Here is a 15,325-nt window from a genome sequence, read left to right as displayed (position 1 = left end):
CGAATGTTGTTTTGGTTTCGGCTCGTCGGCAACGCTTGAAGCGCGAAGCCGTTAAGATAAGTAATCTTAGCGATCTTTTCGACGACTCAAGAGAATAAATGACGTTTAAGCCATGAAACAAGCGATTTTCCTGCAAAAAGACTCGTATTCACAGGCGTATTTAATGTGATAATCATAAGATATCTGGTTCGGGAGACGCTCAAAAGCCAACTGGCGATTTTGTTCATCCTGCTGCTGATCTTCTTCTGCCAGAAGCTGGTGAGAATTCTTGGCGCGGCGGTGGACGGCGATATTCCGACAAACCTCGTGCTTTCGCTCCTCGGCCTGGGCGTGCCCGAAATGGCGCAGCTCATCCTGCCGTTAAGCCTGTTCCTCGCGCTATTGATGACGCTTGGCAGGCTCTATACCGAAAGTGAAATTACCGTCATGCACGCCTGCGGGCTGAGTAAAGCGGTGCTGGTGAAAGCCGCGATGGTGCTCGCGCTGCTGACCGGCATTGTCGCGGCGGTGAACGTGATGTGGGCAGGCCCGTGGTCGTCGCGCCATCAGGACGAAGTGCTCGCGGAGGCGAAAGCCAACCCCGGCATGGCGGCGCTCGCGCAGGGCCAGTTCCAGCAGGCGACCGACGGTAACGCGGTGCTGTTTATCGAAAGCGTGGACGGCAGCAAATTCAAAGACGTGTTCCTGGCGCAGCTGCGCCCGAAAGGTAACGCGCGTCCTTCTGTGGTTGTCGCCGACTCCGGCGAGCTCTCGCAGCGTAAGGATGGCTCGCAGGTGGTGACGCTCAATCAGGGCACCCGCTTTGAGGGCACCGCGATGCTGCGCGATTTCCGCATCACCGACTTTAAAGATTACAAAGCAATTATCGGCCACCAGGCCGTGGCGCTGGACCCGGACGACGCCGAGCAGATGGACATGAAAACCCTCTGGCAGGCGGATTCCAAATCGGCGCGCGCCGAGTTCCACTGGCGTCTGACGCTGGTGTTCGCGGTGATTGTGATGGCGCTGATGGTCGTGCCGCTCTCGGTGGTGAACCCGCGTCAGGGCCGCGTGCTCTCGATGCTGCCCGCGATGCTGCTGTATCTTATCTTCTTCCTGCTCCAGACTTCGCTGCGCTCCAACGGCGCAAAAGGCAAGCTTGATCCGCTGATCTGGATGTGGGCCGTTAACCTGCTTTATCTGGCGCTGGCCGTGGCGCTGAACCTGTGGGACACGGTGCCGGTGCGCCGCATCCGCACCCGCTTTGCTCGTCGGGGAGTGATCGATGCTGGGATTTAGCGTTCTCGACCGGTACATCGGCAGAACAATTTTCAACACCATTATGATGACGCTGTTCATGCTGGTGTCGCTGTCGGGCATTATCAAATTCGTCGATCAGCTGAAAAAGACTGGCGAAGGCAGCTACACCGCGCTTGGCGCGGGGACGTACACGCTGCTGAGCGTGCCGAAAGACATCCAGATCTTCTTCCCGATGGCCGCGCTGCTTGGCGCGCTCCTGGGCTTAGGGATGCTGGCGCAGCGCAGCGAGCTGGTCGTTATGCAGGCCTCCGGCTTTACCCGGATGCAGGTGGCCGCCTCCGTGATGAAAACCGCCATTCCGCTGGTTATCTTTACGATGGCTATCGGCGAATGGGTGGCACCGCAGGGCGAGCAGATGGCCCGCAACCTGCGCGCGCAGCAGATGTATGGCGGTTCGCTGCTCTCAACCCAGCAGGGGATGTGGGCAAAAGACGGCGATAACTTTGTGTATATCGAGCGCGTGAAGGGCGAAAACGAGCTGGGCGGAATCAGCATCTACGCCTTTAACGACAAGCGTCGTCTGGAGTCAGTCCGTTACGCCGCCAGCGCGAAGTTTGACGCTGAACACAAGCTGTGGCGCCTGTCGCAGGTGGATGAGTCGAACCTCAAAAACCCGCAGCAGATCACCGGTTCTCAGACGCTGACCGGGACCTGGAAAACTAACCTGACGCCGGACAAGCTCGGCGTCGTGGCGCTGGATCCAGACGCGCTGTCGATAAGCGGGCTGCGTAATTACGTCAAATATCTGAAGGCGAGCGGCCAGGATGCCAGCCGTTATCAGCTCAACATGTGGAGCAAAATCTTCCAGCCGCTCTCCGTGGCGGTGATGATGCTGATGGCGCTGTCGTTTATTTTCGGGCCGCTGCGCAGCGTGCCGATGGGCGTGCGCGTCGTGACGGGTATCAGCTTCGGCTTTATTTTCTACGTGCTGGACCAAATCTTCGGGCCGCTGAGCCTGGTGTACGGCATTCCGCCGATTATCGGCGCGCTGCTGCCGAGCGCCAGCTTCTTCCTGATAAGCCTCTGGCTGCTGATGAAACGCGCCTGATGCCTTGCGCACTTCCTCACTTGAGGGAGTGCGCTTTCTCTCTTTTCTCGTTTGCGTGAAGCCATGAAAAGACTCGCCTCGCTGTTACTCCTGTTTTTCGCCCATCTTGCCTTTGTGCCTGAGGCACTCATCCTGATTCTGATAGTGGGCGCTTACTTTTATTTTCGCGATCCGCTGCCGTGGCTGGTCTTTGAGGGGGCCGTGTTCTCTGTGCTGGCTCTGCTTTTCGCACTGCTCGCGCGGCATGTGGACCGCCGCAGCCTGGCGGTAGGCGTGGTGATCGCCGGTTCCCCACAGGAGAAAGAGGCGGACGAGGTGCTGCGCCTGTTCTCGCTTGGCGAACATCTGCTTTTTGCAATAGCCAGCGCCACGCTGCCGTATTTCATCCTGAGCTTTTTTATTTTCGACGGACGCGTCGCCTTCTGGCTGCACACCGCCTTTCTGGCTGCCGTGTTAGTGGGCGTTCACTATGCTGGCCGATGGCTGGATCGCCTGCAAAAGCGGCGCGGTTACGGCGAATACGGGCTCTGACCGCCGCTTGCCTGCGAAACGGCTATGCTTTTCATACCGTTCACTGATTCGCAGGAAACCATGTCCAGATTCTTTTTTGACGACCGTAAACGCCTTATCAACGACGCCGTTGATGGGCTTCTTCTCACTGCCCGCCACCAGAACCTCACCCGCCTTGATATCGACCCGGCGATTCGCATCGTGGCTCCCCGCGACTGGGATAAAAGCAAAGTTGCGGTGATCTCCGGCGGCGGCTCCGGCCACGAGCCCGCGCACGCAGGCTTTGTGGGTAAGGGAATGCTCACTGCCGCCGTCTGCGGCGATCTCTTCGCCTCGCCGAGCGTGGACGCCGTGCTGAACGCCATTGTGGCGGTGACGGGCGACCGCGGCTGCCTGCTCATCGTGAAAAACTACACTGGTGACCGGCTGAACTTCGGCCTCGCGGCGGAGAAAGCCAAACGCCACGGGCTGAAAGTGGAGATGGTTATCGTCTCCGACGACGTGGCGCTGCCGGATAACAAACACCCGCGCGGCATCGCCGGCACGGCGCTGGTGCATAAAATCGCCGGTTTCGCCGCCGAACAGGGCAAATCGTTAAGCGACGTGCGCGCGCTGGCTCAGCAGGCGAGCGACGCGGTGAAAAGCCTCGGCGTGGCGCTACAGACCTGTAGCCTGCCGGGCAGCACCGAAGACGGGCGCATTAAGCAGGGCGAGGCGGAGCTGGGGCTCGGCATTCACGGCGAGCCCGGCGCCAGCACCATCAGCACCCAGAACAGCCGGGAAATTGTGGCGACGCTGGTGGAACGCCTGACGCCGCAGGTGCCCGCCGACGCGCGGCTCGCGGTGCTTATCAATAACCTCGGCGGCACGTCCGCGCTGGAGATGGCGCTACTGACGCGCGAGCTGTCGCGCTCGGCCCTGAAAGACCGCATCGACTGGCTTATCGGCCCCGCGCCGCTCGTAAGCGCGCTTGATATGAAAGGTTTTTCGCTCTCTCTGTTGCCACTCAATGACATCTTTACGGAGGCGCTGAACGCGCCGGTGGAGACGGTGGGCTGGCTGTCGCCGGTGGCGTTTGGCGAGCCGCACGCGCAGTCGCTCCCGCTGGTGCGGGACAGCGTTGAGGCCGCGCCTTCCGATAACCCGCGCGTGCGCACGCTCCTGGATCGCGCCACGGCCTCGCTTATCGCGCAGGAAGCGCACCTCAACGCGCTTGATGCGAAAGTGGGCGACGGCGATACCGGCTCCACCTTTGCCGAAGGCGCGCGGGATATCGCGAAGAAGCTGGCGAACAACCAGTTGCCGCTGAACGACGCCGCCGCGCTGTTACAGCTTATCGGCGAGCGCCTTGCAACGGTGATGGGTGGCTCCAGCGGCGTGCTGATGTCGATTTTCTTTACCGCCGCCGGGCAGAAGGTGGCCGAGGGCGCTGCGCTGCCCGACGCGCTGCTGGCGGGCCTTGCGCAGATGAAGCATTACGGCGGCGCGGCCCCTGGCGACCGGACGCTGATCGACGCCCTGCAACCGGCGCTGGAAGCGTTAAGAGACAAAGGGCTTAGCGCCGCCGCGCAGGCCGCGGAGCAGGGTGCAAAAGCCACCGCGCAGATGGGTAAAGCCAGGGCCGGACGCTCGTCCTATGTAGGGAGCGATAACCTCGAAGGGGTGGAAGATCCGGGCGCCGTGGCGGTCGCAGGCGTGTTTAAGGCGATAACCCAGGGCGAGTGAGTTTTGGGTAAGGCGGGTGTAGAGCGTGGCGTTAAGGCGGGTGCGCTTCGCTTACCCGCCCTACGGTGAGCCCAGGGTTTTGTAGGGTGGGTAAGCTTCGCGCACCCACCATATCAATACCCACTTCCCCACCAGAATCAGGAGCATAGCCTTGCGCCTCGCTATGCTACCATTCCGCCTCTTCCCCCTTAAAAAGCGATGAGCGGCCCACTCTGACGGCGGCCTGCATTTTGACGGGTCATTTCGCCTGAGGAGATATCATGAAAGACGCCTGGCTTGCCGCCTGCGATACCACCATCCAGAACTTCGTCCGCGACTCCACGCGCCTTGAGCCGGGCGAGCTTAGCGTCGTGCCTGTCGACTATATCGATTTCTACTACCAGATAAGCCTTCGGCTGATTTTTAACGTCCGCACCGACACGGCAACCCAGGCGGGGCGGGTCTCCGCGGGCCTTAATACCGATGTCTGCCACTCGCGCGCGGAGTACGAGCGCGCCTTACAGGCGCAGACCAGCGCCATCCTCGCTCGCGACAAAACGCTGGATGACGCGCGGGCGTCGCTGCTCTCGCGACCTTACGGCGACTGGAAGAGCGAAGAGGTGGTCTATCTTCACCCAATGCAGGTCTGCCTCACGGAAAACTGCAATAACTGCCACGGCAGCGGCTCGGTCAACTGCGGCCAGTGCCACGGCTCCGGGAAAACCTCCTGCTGCAGCTGCGGCGGCAGCGGTCAGGTACTGCGCCATCGCAGCTATTACGATCACTACAGCAAACAAAACCGTACCGAAAGCTATTACGAGAGCTGCAGCAGCTGTTACGGCGGCAGGGTGACCTGTAACGGCTGCGGCGGCTCCGGCAACAAACAGTGCTCGCCGTGTAGCGGCACAGGGATTATTTCACACATCACCTCGCTGAAAGCGACTGCCACGCCGGACTACCAGCTCGTCTACCCGCAGGCGGACGTGCCGGAGTATATCCGCGAGGGGTTATACAAGGCGGGCGTACCGTCGCTCGGCAGTTACGGGCCCGTTGCGTTAACGTACAACGATGTCGATTACGCGCGCCGCGATGTACATGTTCTCTATGACGCGAACGTGCCCTTTGGCCGAATGGAGAGCCCGCTGCCGGAAGCGGGCGAGGAGCCCATCCGCTGGATCCTCTACGGCGTGACGCCGCATATTCTCGACGCCGGGCACGTATTGCAGGCGCTGCTGAAAAACGATCTCGATATGCTGGTGCGCCAGGCGACGCCGGGCAAACGCCGCAACCCGCGGGTAGGGGCCGCCAGCCGTAGAACGGTGCAGACGTTTATGGAATCGGAAGCGCACCAGGCGATGCTTATCGAACATAGCCGCGGCAAGCGGGGCGATGCGCTGCGGGAAGCGCTCAACCGCGCCTTCGCCACGCCGTATCTTAATGAGGCAATCGAAAGCCTCGGCGGTCTTGTCAGCGCGGTGCAGCGCTGGTCGCTGGCGAAGTGGAGTGTATTTACCGCGCTGATGATGTATCTGCTACTGCCAGTAGTAACGACCTGGCAGCGGCAGGGAATGATGAACTTCGATACCGGGCGCATTTACCTGACCGTCCCTGGCCATATCAATGGCGTGTGGAACGTGGAAGCCGGGCTACGAGGTATCGCGATGGTGCATGGCATACCGATGCTATGCATCGCGCTGGTCGGCACGCTGGTGGGGTACCTGTGGCGAAGCCACTGGCTGAACCGGCAGTTCGGCAAGCCGCTCACCGCGTGGGGCAAGCAGCAAGGGCGGTTGCGTAGCCGCTGGCTGCTCGGCGCGGTGCTTTCGATGGTTATCGCCACCGCGCTGCTGCTGGTGGCCCCGGTCTGGATATCGCAGGACGAGATGCTCTATGGCGTGGTGCCGGTGCATGAGGTGATTCAGAAAGTAGTGGCGTTGAGGCAGTAAGCGCGTTGCTGGCGGCGGCAGTAATGGCGGGTGCGCTGCGCTTACCCGCCCTACGGAGAACGTTCATAGGTTGTGACGGCGGGTGCGAGTGGCTTACCCGCCCTATGGTGAGCGCAGGGTTTTGTAGGGTGGGTAAGCGAAGCGCACCCACCATGAAATCCACCGCTACACCCGCCCTTTAAAACCTCTCGCGAACCTACTTCTGCAACGGTTAAAAAAGGCGCCCTGCGGCGCCTTTGCTTTTTACGCTTACCAATCAGAAATCCGCTTTCAGCACCACGCGGTAGCGCGCTTTGCCGTCGCGCACGTGTTGCAGCGCCTCGTTAATACGCGACATCGGGAACTCTTCGGTTTGCGGGGTCACTTTGGCGCGCGCCGCCAGCTTCATCAGCGAGCGCAGCTCGTGCGGCGAGCCGGTCGCGGAGCCGGTGACGCTGCGATCGCCCATAATGAGCGAGAACGCAGGCACTTCGAACGGCTTCATCACCGCGCCGACGGTGTGGAAATTCCCGCCCCAGGCCAGCGCCTGGAAGTACGGCATCCAGTCGAGCGACACATTCACCGTGTTGATAATCAGATCGAACTGACCGGCCAGCGCCTCAAGCGCTTGCGGATCGCGGCTGTTCACCACTTTATCCGCGCCCATCGCCAGGATCTCTTGCTCTTTCGACGGGTTCGAGCTAAACGCCGTCACTTCGCAGCCCATCGCGCGCAGCAGCTTGATGGCGATATGGCCGAGACCGCCGATGCCGATCACGCCGACGCGGCTGGTGGCGGTAATGTGATGCATCAGCAGCGGTTTAAACACCGTAATGCCGCCGCACAGCAGCGGACCGGCGGATGCGGCGTCGATGCCTTCCGGCATCGGGATCACCCACTGCCAGTTCGCGCGAATTTTATCGGCGAAGCCACCGCGGTTCAGAATGGTCGGCACGCTGCCGTGCTGACAGTTCACCTGGTTGCCGCTGATACAGGCGTCGCAGTGCTCGCAGCTTGACGCCGTCCAGCCGATACCGACGCGCTGACCCACTTTCAGGCCCTTGTTCTGTGCGCTGCTACCCAGCGAACTGACGCGGCCAATCACCTCGTGGCCCGCAATCAGCGGATACGCCGAAATGCCCCATTCGTTATCGATCATCGAGAGATCGGAGTGGCAGATGCCGCAGTACTCAACCTCAACCTCCACATCCTCAGGCTTCAGTTCGCCTGCGTCGTACTCATAGAGCTCAAGCTCTGCGCCAGCTTCGTGCGCGGCGTAACTTTTGATGATAGTCATCGCGGTTTCCTTTGTTGTGGACACTAGCAAGGAGTGTAGTCATTCCACTGCCCCGACGCAGCCCCGCGCGGTTTTGACCGCTCATATCGTTAACATTCGAACGATTAACCGACACTATTCCCAATGGCATGGGCCGTTTTCCTGCTTCAGCGCCCGCCATCCGGCGAATATGTCGCCGGTTTCCCGCCCGGTAATGTGGCTCCTGCGAATTCGCATCGCGACGTACTTACACACTCACAGGAGTAAGCATTATGGATTCTCAATTTATCGGATCGGTCATTAATGCGCTGCCGCTGGAGCACATGATTGGCGGGCCGCTGCAGGCCATGATCAAAGCGCAGGTGCAGGCCAGCAAAGCGTATGCCGACTTCCTGCTTTCCGTCTGTATCAAAGACGGTAAGGCGGAGGCGGTGCAGTTCGACTACGACGAAACCGTGGTCGATGAAAAAGGCGTGATTCAGGGTGTGGTGAAAAAGACCATGCGCATCCCGCTGCTGGCGGCGATTTCTCACCCGAACATCAGCATCGAAGAAGGGACCATCGACTTCGAGCTGGAAGTCTCCCAGAGCGAATCCAGCAACAGCGAAACCGAGGCGGAAGCGTCGCTGGAGGCGTCTGTGGGCTGGGGCCCGTTCAGCGTGAAAATCAGCGGGCGCGTCTCGCATAAAGCGCAGCAAACCCGCTCCACGGATACCCGCGCGAAATACAGCATCCACACCCAGGTGAAACGCCAGCCGCCGCCGGAGGCGCTGATGCGCGTGATCGACTTCCTGACCGATGCGGCCACGCGCCCGGCTATTTTGCCGTCCGAAGCCAAAAAGCTGGATGACAAAACGCTCGACGCCTACCCCGTCACGCCGGCAGCTCCTGCTAACGCCAACGCTGGCGGTACGGGCGCAGCTAACCCTCGCTGACATTCAACCCTGAGGCTGCGTTGCAGCCTCATTTCTCACGGAGCGCACTATGTCACTGAAAGACTGGATACGCGGCAACCGGGAAGCGGGGGCGGGACGCAGCCAAACGCCGTTAAACGCGGCAAGCACGCAGGGCACCGCAGCGGTGGACCCGCCGGATGCGACTGCTCAGGATAGCGCCGTCGCGCCAGAGATCACGCCGCCGGACCATGTTCCGCCCGGTCCGCCACCGGGAGGCGGCACGCCGCCGCCATCAGGGCCGTCACCGCGCGGTATGCCCATCACGCTTGCGGATATCACGCGCGGGATGCAGCACGCGGCGACCTCCGCAAACCAGCTTATCGCGCATCAGTATATGCAGGCGCTGGATCCGTTCTTCGAGCACAGCGACGACGGGCGGCTGGTGCCGAAAGTCATCGAAATGCAGCTCGATGATAACCACCACTTCAAACTGCCGCTGGTGGCGCTCTCCACGCCGCGCGGGCTGATGCTCGAAAAAATGAAAGTGTTCCTGACGGTGCGCACGGATGCGGTTGAACAGCAAAGCGCGGCGGCGGGCGTCTCGGACGATGCGGTGGGGCGCTTTCACGTCAGCATGTCGCCGCAAAGCCGCGATAAAAACGGGCGCGACAGCGATCACGTGGATATCGAAATGCAGTTCACCGTACTGGAGCCGCCTGAAAGTGTGATGCGCCTGATTGAGGAATACACCAATCAGGTTCTCCCTAAACCGACAGACAGGAGTAACGACAATGGCTAATATCCCCACCAACACCGGCGTACCCGGCGTGGAATTAATTAAATCGTTTGAAGGGCTGCGCCTGGATAAATACCAGGACGCGATCGGTAAATGGACCATCGGCTACGGCCATCTTATTTTACCGAATGAAAACTTTCCGCGCCCTTTAACGCTTCAGGAAGCGGAAGATCTCCTGCGTGCTGATTTGGGCATGACCGAGCGCGGTATTCGTCAGATGGTGAAAGTGGATCTCAACCAGAATCAGTTTGATGCGCTGGTGAGCTTCGCCTTTAACGTCGGCCTCGGCAATCTGCAAAGCAGTACACTGCTGCGATTACTGAATCAGGGCAGTTATCGTGAGGCGGCGGATCAGTTTTTACGCTGGAATAAAGCGGGCGGGAATGTGCTGGCTGGATTAACCCGCCGCCGTGAAGCCGAGCGTCTGTTATTTCTGACTGCCCTTTGATGCGCTGATTAAAGGAATTACCTATGAAACATAGTAAATACATGCCGCTCGGCATGGGGCTTGCTGCATGCCTTTTTATCGTGCCGGGTTATGCCAGCCTGCCGGAATGCGATCTGGTGGTAAATAACGCGAATAAGGAGCTGACGGCGCAAAATAAAAAGCCCGTTAAGGATATCGCTAAACTCACCGGGTTATTACGCACGCTGAATAAAGACGACGTGCTGCCCCGTGAATATGTGACGCGCGAGGAAGCCCGCAAGCTTGGCTGGAGCGGCAATCCGCAGGATTCGCTGTGGAACGTCTGGGCGCTGAATAAAAAACAGCTCGGGGGCGATCGCTACACCGGCGCGCCGCTGCCGGAGCCCGGCGAATGGTACACCGCCGATATTGACAGCGTGCGGGGCATCAGCAGTGGTCGGCATCTTATCTACAGCGCGCAGAGCATGACGCGCTATCTCTCGACGGATAACGATGCCAGCGCTGTGGTACTTCCTCCCTGTCAGTAACCGCCGCGGCCTCAGTGCCTTCTGCGCCGGGGCCGCTTTTTCGAGGTGCCGTTATGGCAGATCACAACATTCATGAGCTATTAAGCCAGTGCCTTGCCGCGCTCGCCGGATTATTTGGCGGGCTGAGCGTGTCGTTCTTCTGGCAGCCTAAAAAACTGCATCAGCATGGCCGACTGGCGGCAGGCGTAATTATCGGCGCGATCAGCGTCAGTACCACGTTTACGCTGGGCGGGTTTATTTCGCACTGGCTCGGCATGAACTTCCGGGACAGCGATATCGCCATGGGGATCGGATATTTCGTCGGCGCGCTGAGCGTCGGGATGATCGCCTGGGTCGCCAACTTTTTTAACCGTCGCGAAGGTCACGACATTTTGCAGGTCGCGGACGAGCTTAAGCGCGTCGCCCGCGGCGTGGCGAAACGCGCGCCGGGGCGCAGACGCGCACCCCGACGCCCGAAATCAGGAGAGACATAATGCCATCCATTAAATTACTGTTCTGGGCCGTGACGCTCATAGATATCACCGTGGCTATCGTAATTTTTATCAGTGCGCTGAACACAAGAATGCTGTTAATTCCGTTATGGTATCGGCTCGGGTTATTAGTCGCTGCATTTGGTTTTGCAGCCCAGAGCGGGCTTAACTTACCCTATTTATTATTCGACACTAATATTATGGTACAGACGCTACCGTTCTGGATCTTAAAAGATATGGGCGTGGGGCTGGTGGCGATTTATTATTTCTGGAATATGATATCGAGCCGGAAAACCGCATCGACTCCGCCCAAACGTAAAGCCGCTGCACCCGCCAGGAAAAAATCCCCACCGCGCACGCCACGAAAGAAAACGGCGCAATAATCGATTCCCGGAATAGCTGGAAAGGTTATTCCGGGGAAATGGCCCAGGCTAAACGACGCTGATTTTACGCCTCCTGGCAAATATGCCTGATACTCTCCTGAATTTATTTTATCCCTGCGATTTCGCATTCCCTTTCATTTAATTGCAGGAGAGAGATATGTTTACTGTTAATCTGTTTTCAGGCAAAACCAAAAACCGCGTATTGTCCGGCGCTTTTGCTGCCACATTCATGGCCTTTTCTTTTAGTAGCTGGGCGTTAAATGGCCCGGCGTGTAATTTCCCGCAGGCGGGGGGAGAGGCCGCCTGGGCGGCGGCGCAGGATAATGCGGGCGGTCATCTGGTGCAGTGCCATATCGGGCAGAATCAGGCTTGGCTTACGCAGCGCGTTAATGGTGGCCAGCCTGGGTGCCCGCAGACGGCGACCGCGTCGGCATGGCTTTCGGCGCAGGCGATGTGGACGCAGGTGGGGGCTGATATTCAGGCGTTCTGCGCACAACAGGTTCTGAATCAGAACCGCTTTGTGATTAATACCCAGATGAACGGCAACGGTGCAGTCAATGTTGGACTGGGCGTTAATAACAATGGCGCGTTTAATATTGCCAATAACCGTACCGCGATTACCGTCATGCAAAATGTGAACGGTCAATGGCACGTATTAACCAGCTATCCGCAGTAAACAAACAGGGGCATTATGCAGCGCATAATGCCCCATAAATGTCTGCGTTAATTTATCCTGCGTTAACCTGGGCGCAGGGATTTATTCATCCCCTGAATACATCATGGCCGCCTGAGTGCGATTGGTCACGTTAAGACGGCGGAATATCGATTCCAGATGGGCCTTCACCGTGCCGGCGCTGATATTCAGATGGCGGCTTATCTGTTTGTTTGATTCCCCTGCCGCCAGCAGCTTGAGGATTTCACGCTGGCGCTCGCTCAGCCGTGCCAGCGCGCCGGGGCCGCTGTCCAGCAGTGACACGCTCTCCTGCGGGAAGCAGAGCATCCCCATCGCAGCCGCGCGCAACGTCTGAACAATGGCTTCCGGCGGTGAATCGCGCCGCACGAACGCTGCCACATGATGACGCAAAAACAGCCGCAACAGCGCGGGCTGGCACTGATGAACCAGCAACACCACCGGAATGGCAGGGTGGCGTTGCGCCAGATCATCCAGCAAATCGAGGTTTACGTTTTTACCCGCATCACCATCCAGCAAAATCAACGAGGCCGGAAAATAACCGAGTGTGCTATCTATCTCATCCGGGTTATTTAACCCGCGGATGGTTATTTCTGGAATAAACTGCTTCAACACCGATGCCATTCCTTCAATAAATATCGATTGCTTGTCAATCATTAACACATTCATTGTTAATCTCCATGCAGTAGCGCTCGTTGGGAAGTCTATAAACTGCAAGAGTATTCAAAGGTACGAAAAAAATAAAAGAGGCTATTTGCCATAGGTCTTTTTGCCGATGGGTTCAGTGGCATAATTAAAAATCGAAAAAAATTCTTAAGAAAATATCATATATAGCAGGGTGTTAATTTATGTATTCTTTATTTGTGGCTGATTTATATGGAAAGATAAAAGCACGCACAGCCATTTATTGGTTATTAACAAATCCAGGCGCGGTTTTAAAAGCTCGCGGCATTATTCCACGGACAATATCAATAAACCAGGCCTGTGAATAACGTCACAATATTAAAATGAAGAGGCTTTAGCGCTTTACAAGCAACCCATTCAGCCACTGCTCGGTGCGCTCCGGGCGTTTATCCTGCGTTACCCATAATGCCTGCGGCGACAGCTCAGGAAAGGCGGCCAGCAGCGTCGTCAGGCGGGCTTCGTTCATATCGGTAAAGCGCCGCCCCTGCTGTTCGCGCTCGCCGTCACCATATTTAAACGAGAGATACCAGACGCCGCCGGGCTTCAGCGCGGCCAACAGCTTTTGCATGGCTGCGGGCAGTTCGTCATGCGAGAGATGCAGCAGCGACGCGCAGCACCAGATGCCGTCGTAGCGTTCAACCGCATCAAGCTCACTAAACGTCATCTCCTTTACCGGCAGGCCGCTGTGGGCCCGCGCCAGCGCGACCAGTTCGCCGCAGGCGTCGAACGCCTCGACTTCATAGCCCATCTGACGGAACGCGAGCGCATCGCGCCCGGAGCCGCAGCCTGCGTCCAGAACGCGCGTGCCCACAGGCAGGTGCGGGGTGAATGCGTCATATAACGAGGACATATCGACCGCGACGGTGCCCTCGAAAAATTCATGCGCGTGCGCCTGATAATAGTTCTGCGTCATCAGAAAATCAGCTCCTGTTGCTGCTCGGGCGCCCACTGCCGCAGGCGGTTCGCAAAGGCGGCGTTCCAGGCATCCTGCAAAAAGGTTTTACGCTGGCGCTCATTATTACCCGTCTGGTTAATGATTGCCTCATGCAACGGCAGGCGGCTGTTAATAAAGTATTCGTTACGGGCATGCAGCCGTGCCAGTAGCGCAAGCGTCGGGACGCGGGCGGATTTGCCGTTTTCGCCGCGGTTACAGCTGCGACACGCAAGCACCAGATTCCAGACGCCGTTGAGGTTAACGCCCGGCAGTTGAGCGGCAAGCGGCAGAAAGTGATCGACATCGGCAAGCGTCGGGTCATGCTTCTCAAGGCTGATGGGCGCGTTGCAGTAAAAACAGTGGCCCTTCTGGTAGCCGTTCAGGCTGTTGCGACAGCTCGTCAGCGCGATGCGCGATGAGCTTAAGCGGGTGAAGAGGGTTTCCTGCTCGGGATCGTAATGGACATCCAGCAACTGCGGCGGCAGGTTCATCTGCCAGGCTTTTTCGACCAGCCTCCAGCGGGCGTCGGTTTCATGCGTAAGATTCGCGAACTGCGTGGTTTCCGTGAGGTGATAAAAGTCATCGGTCAGGCGGATGGCTTTGTGGGCGCGCGGTTCGTTGATGAAAAACGGTTTCGCGATCGGCCCGCCGCTGACATTGTGAAACGCCTTCAGCACGACGTTAAACCCGTGCCTGACCGTCGCCTCGATAAGCTGCCCCTGCGTTATCTCCTGCTGGTTAAACTGCTGGCAGGCAAGGATGAACTGACCAGGACGCTTTATGTTGAGGATTTGCTTAGGCGCTTCTCTGAGGTGCGCGCAGATATGCGCGCTGAACGGCAGCGCCAGGTCTTCGAGCTTCACGAGGCTGTTTTCGCGCTTTACCTCATACAGCGCCTGCGCCAGCGCGAACTTGTACGTGGCGAAGTTGTTTCCAAAAAGGATCACGCCGCGCCAGTAGTTTTCCGGCGTGGGATCTTTCTCGAAAAAATCCATATGTTGTCCTGTCAGGGGAGGAGAGGGCGAGCCGTATGGGTAGTGAAGCCCGTTACGGGATCACATAACAAATGAAAGGTGATGTAAACCTGCAAATGATTGTTTTGATGAATTTGTGAGCGGGGAGAAGAAGGAAAGGATGGAGAAAGGAGGAGGCGTTATGCTGAAATTTTCAGCACTCGGCAGGACGGCGCAAGAGCGCTGCTTGCATGGCGGCCCCTGACAGGTATAATCCCAACGTTTTCCGCATCCCTTCCGTGCCGGAGTGGCGAAATCGGTAGACGCAGTTGATTCAAAATCAACCGTAGAAATACGTGCCGGTTCGAGTCCGGCCTTCGCACCATAAAGCATTGCGTGAAAAAGAAGCTGCCCACAGAGGCGGCTTTTTTTGTGTCTGAAATTCAGCTGTTACCTACCTATCCCACTATATCAACTCTCTAGGACAACCGACTTCAACGTACATCGACCAACAGATGTTAGTACAGATGATGGTATTTCCGATTCGAGATAATATTTGTACCAACAGAGAGGGATAAGCATGGCTCTAATAGATATTAAGGTCAGAACAGCTAAGCCAACGGTCAAACAATATAAGCTGACCGATGGTAATGGTATACATCTTCTCGTCCACCCAAATGGTTCAAGATACTGGCGTCTGCAGTACCGCTTTGGTGGAAAGCAAAAGATGCTGGCTTTAGGAGTTTACCAAGATATCTCTTTTGGCGAATGCCTGCGATCTGTAATAGCCCATACTGGCTGC

The 15,325-nt window shown here is 58.0% G+C and carries 16 protein-coding genes, 1 tRNA gene and 1 pseudogene; 14 read left to right on the top strand and 4 right to left on the bottom strand.

The genetic code is table 11. The features are described 5' to 3' along the window. Positions 1 to 165 precede the first annotated feature (165 nt). From lptF to AFK66_RS16830, 5 genes are all read left to right on the top strand, one after another. The gene (gene lptF / locus AFK66_RS16850; RefSeq protein ID WP_038882602.1) at positions 166 to 1,278 is read left to right on the top strand and encodes an LPS export ABC transporter permease LptF; all 1,113 of its coding nucleotides are present in this window, start codon (positions 166 to 168) and stop codon (positions 1,276 to 1,278) included. Further along, on the top strand, positions 1,265 to 2,347 hold the full coding sequence (gene lptG, locus AFK66_RS16845; protein ID WP_023899517.1) for an LPS export ABC transporter permease LptG: 1,083 nt from the start codon (positions 1,265 to 1,267) through the stop codon (positions 2,345 to 2,347). The genes lptF and lptG overlap by 14 nt, the downstream gene beginning before the upstream one ends. A 63-nt stretch (positions 2,348 to 2,410) precedes the next feature. Further along, a complete protein-coding gene (locus tag AFK66_RS16840; protein ID WP_007780847.1) occupies positions 2,411 to 2,878 on the top strand; it encodes a hypothetical protein in 468 nt (155 codons plus the stop codon). Between the two features lie 60 nt (positions 2,879 to 2,938). Then, positions 2,939 to 4,582 (top strand): dihydroxyacetone kinase subunit DhaK, encoded by a 1,644-nt coding sequence (locus AFK66_RS16835; protein ID WP_007780850.1) that lies wholly within the window; start codon positions 2,939 to 2,941, stop codon positions 4,580 to 4,582. Between the two features lie 260 nt (positions 4,583 to 4,842). Next, complete coding sequence (locus AFK66_RS16830) at positions 4,843 to 6,507, top strand: DnaJ-like cysteine-rich domain-containing protein (RefSeq protein WP_007780852.1); 1,665 nt, start codon at positions 4,843 to 4,845, stop codon at positions 6,505 to 6,507. 256 nt (positions 6,508 to 6,763) lie between these two features. Here the strand turns inward: AFK66_RS16830 and ahr are convergent, their stop codons facing one another. Beyond that, complete coding sequence (gene ahr, locus AFK66_RS16825; RefSeq protein ID WP_007780855.1) at positions 6,764 to 7,783, bottom strand: NADPH-dependent aldehyde reductase Ahr; 1,020 nt, start codon at positions 7,781 to 7,783, stop codon at positions 6,764 to 6,766. A 251-nt stretch (positions 7,784 to 8,034) separates the two neighbouring features. On the opposite strand from ahr, the gene AFK66_RS16820 reads away from it, so the two are divergent. The 7 genes from AFK66_RS16820 (at position 8,035) to AFK66_RS16790 (ending at position 11,937) form a co-directional block, all read left to right on the top strand. Further along, positions 8,035 to 8,697: a DUF2589 domain-containing protein gene (locus tag AFK66_RS16820; RefSeq protein WP_007780857.1), complete on the top strand. Its 663-nt coding sequence runs from the start codon at positions 8,035 to 8,037 to the stop codon at positions 8,695 to 8,697. A gap of 49 nt (positions 8,698 to 8,746) precedes the next feature. Continuing rightward, entirely contained in the window at positions 8,747 to 9,457 is a 711-nt protein-coding gene (locus AFK66_RS16815) for a DUF2589 domain-containing protein (RefSeq protein ID WP_007798588.1), read from the top strand. After that, complete coding sequence (locus AFK66_RS16810; protein ID WP_007780862.1) at positions 9,450 to 9,902, top strand: lysozyme; 453 nt, start codon at positions 9,450 to 9,452, stop codon at positions 9,900 to 9,902. Before AFK66_RS16815 ends, AFK66_RS16810 begins: the two co-directional genes overlap by 8 nt. A gap of 23 nt (positions 9,903 to 9,925) precedes the next feature. Beyond that, positions 9,926 to 10,408, top strand: coding sequence for a ribonuclease precursor (locus tag AFK66_RS16805; protein ID WP_007780865.1), 483 nt, complete (start codon positions 9,926 to 9,928; stop codon positions 10,406 to 10,408). A gap of 53 nt (positions 10,409 to 10,461) precedes the next feature. Continuing rightward, on the top strand, positions 10,462 to 10,881 hold the full coding sequence (locus AFK66_RS16800) for a hypothetical protein (RefSeq protein WP_023899511.1): 420 nt from the start codon (positions 10,462 to 10,464) through the stop codon (positions 10,879 to 10,881). Next, complete coding sequence (locus AFK66_RS16795) at positions 10,881 to 11,261, top strand: hypothetical protein (protein ID WP_007780867.1); 381 nt, start codon at positions 10,881 to 10,883, stop codon at positions 11,259 to 11,261. Before AFK66_RS16800 ends, AFK66_RS16795 begins: the two co-directional genes overlap by 1 nt. Before the next feature lie 157 nt (positions 11,262 to 11,418). Continuing rightward, complete coding sequence (locus tag AFK66_RS16790) at positions 11,419 to 11,937, top strand: RNase A-like domain-containing protein (protein ID WP_007780870.1); 519 nt, start codon at positions 11,419 to 11,421, stop codon at positions 11,935 to 11,937. An 81-nt stretch (positions 11,938 to 12,018) separates the two neighbouring features. On the opposite strand, the gene AFK66_RS16785 is transcribed toward AFK66_RS16790, so the two are convergent. The 3 genes from AFK66_RS16785 to AFK66_RS16775 all read right to left on the bottom strand — a co-directional run bounded on the left by AFK66_RS16785 (position 12,019) and on the right by AFK66_RS16775 (position 14,565). Then, the gene (locus AFK66_RS16785) at positions 12,019 to 12,621 is read right to left on the bottom strand and encodes a helix-turn-helix transcriptional regulator (protein WP_007780886.1); all 603 of its coding nucleotides are present in this window, start codon (positions 12,619 to 12,621) and stop codon (positions 12,019 to 12,021) included. A gap of 349 nt (positions 12,622 to 12,970) precedes the next feature. Continuing rightward, positions 12,971 to 13,549 carry a class I SAM-dependent methyltransferase gene (locus AFK66_RS16780; protein WP_007780888.1) on the bottom strand — a complete coding sequence of 193 codons (579 nt, stop codon included), beginning with the start codon at positions 13,547 to 13,549 and terminating at the stop codon, positions 12,971 to 12,973. Continuing rightward, positions 13,549 to 14,565: an HNH endonuclease domain-containing protein gene (locus AFK66_RS16775; protein ID WP_007780890.1), complete on the bottom strand. Its 1,017-nt coding sequence runs from the start codon at positions 14,563 to 14,565 to the stop codon at positions 13,549 to 13,551. Before AFK66_RS16775 ends, AFK66_RS16780 begins: the two co-directional genes overlap by 1 nt. Before the next feature lie 259 nt (positions 14,566 to 14,824). Between AFK66_RS16775 and AFK66_RS16770 the strand changes: the two genes are divergently transcribed. Together AFK66_RS16770 and AFK66_RS21720 are read left to right on the top strand one after the other, a co-directional pair. After that, positions 14,825 to 14,908, top strand: a tRNA-Leu gene (locus AFK66_RS16770). Positions 14,909 to 15,103: 195 nt separating this feature from the next. After that, positions 15,104 to 15,292 (top strand): annotated as a pseudogene (locus AFK66_RS21720) (Arm DNA-binding domain-containing protein); the annotation flags it as partial. Positions 15,293 to 15,325: the final 33 nt, after the last annotated feature.

Origin of the sequence: Cronobacter malonaticus LMG 23826, assembly GCF_001277215.2 — a bacterium.
Taxonomy (GTDB): Bacteria; Pseudomonadota; Gammaproteobacteria; order Enterobacterales; family Enterobacteriaceae; genus Cronobacter; species Cronobacter malonaticus.
The sequence above is the reverse complement of the archived record's forward strand: the minus strand, read 5'-3'. Positions and strand labels throughout refer to the sequence as shown.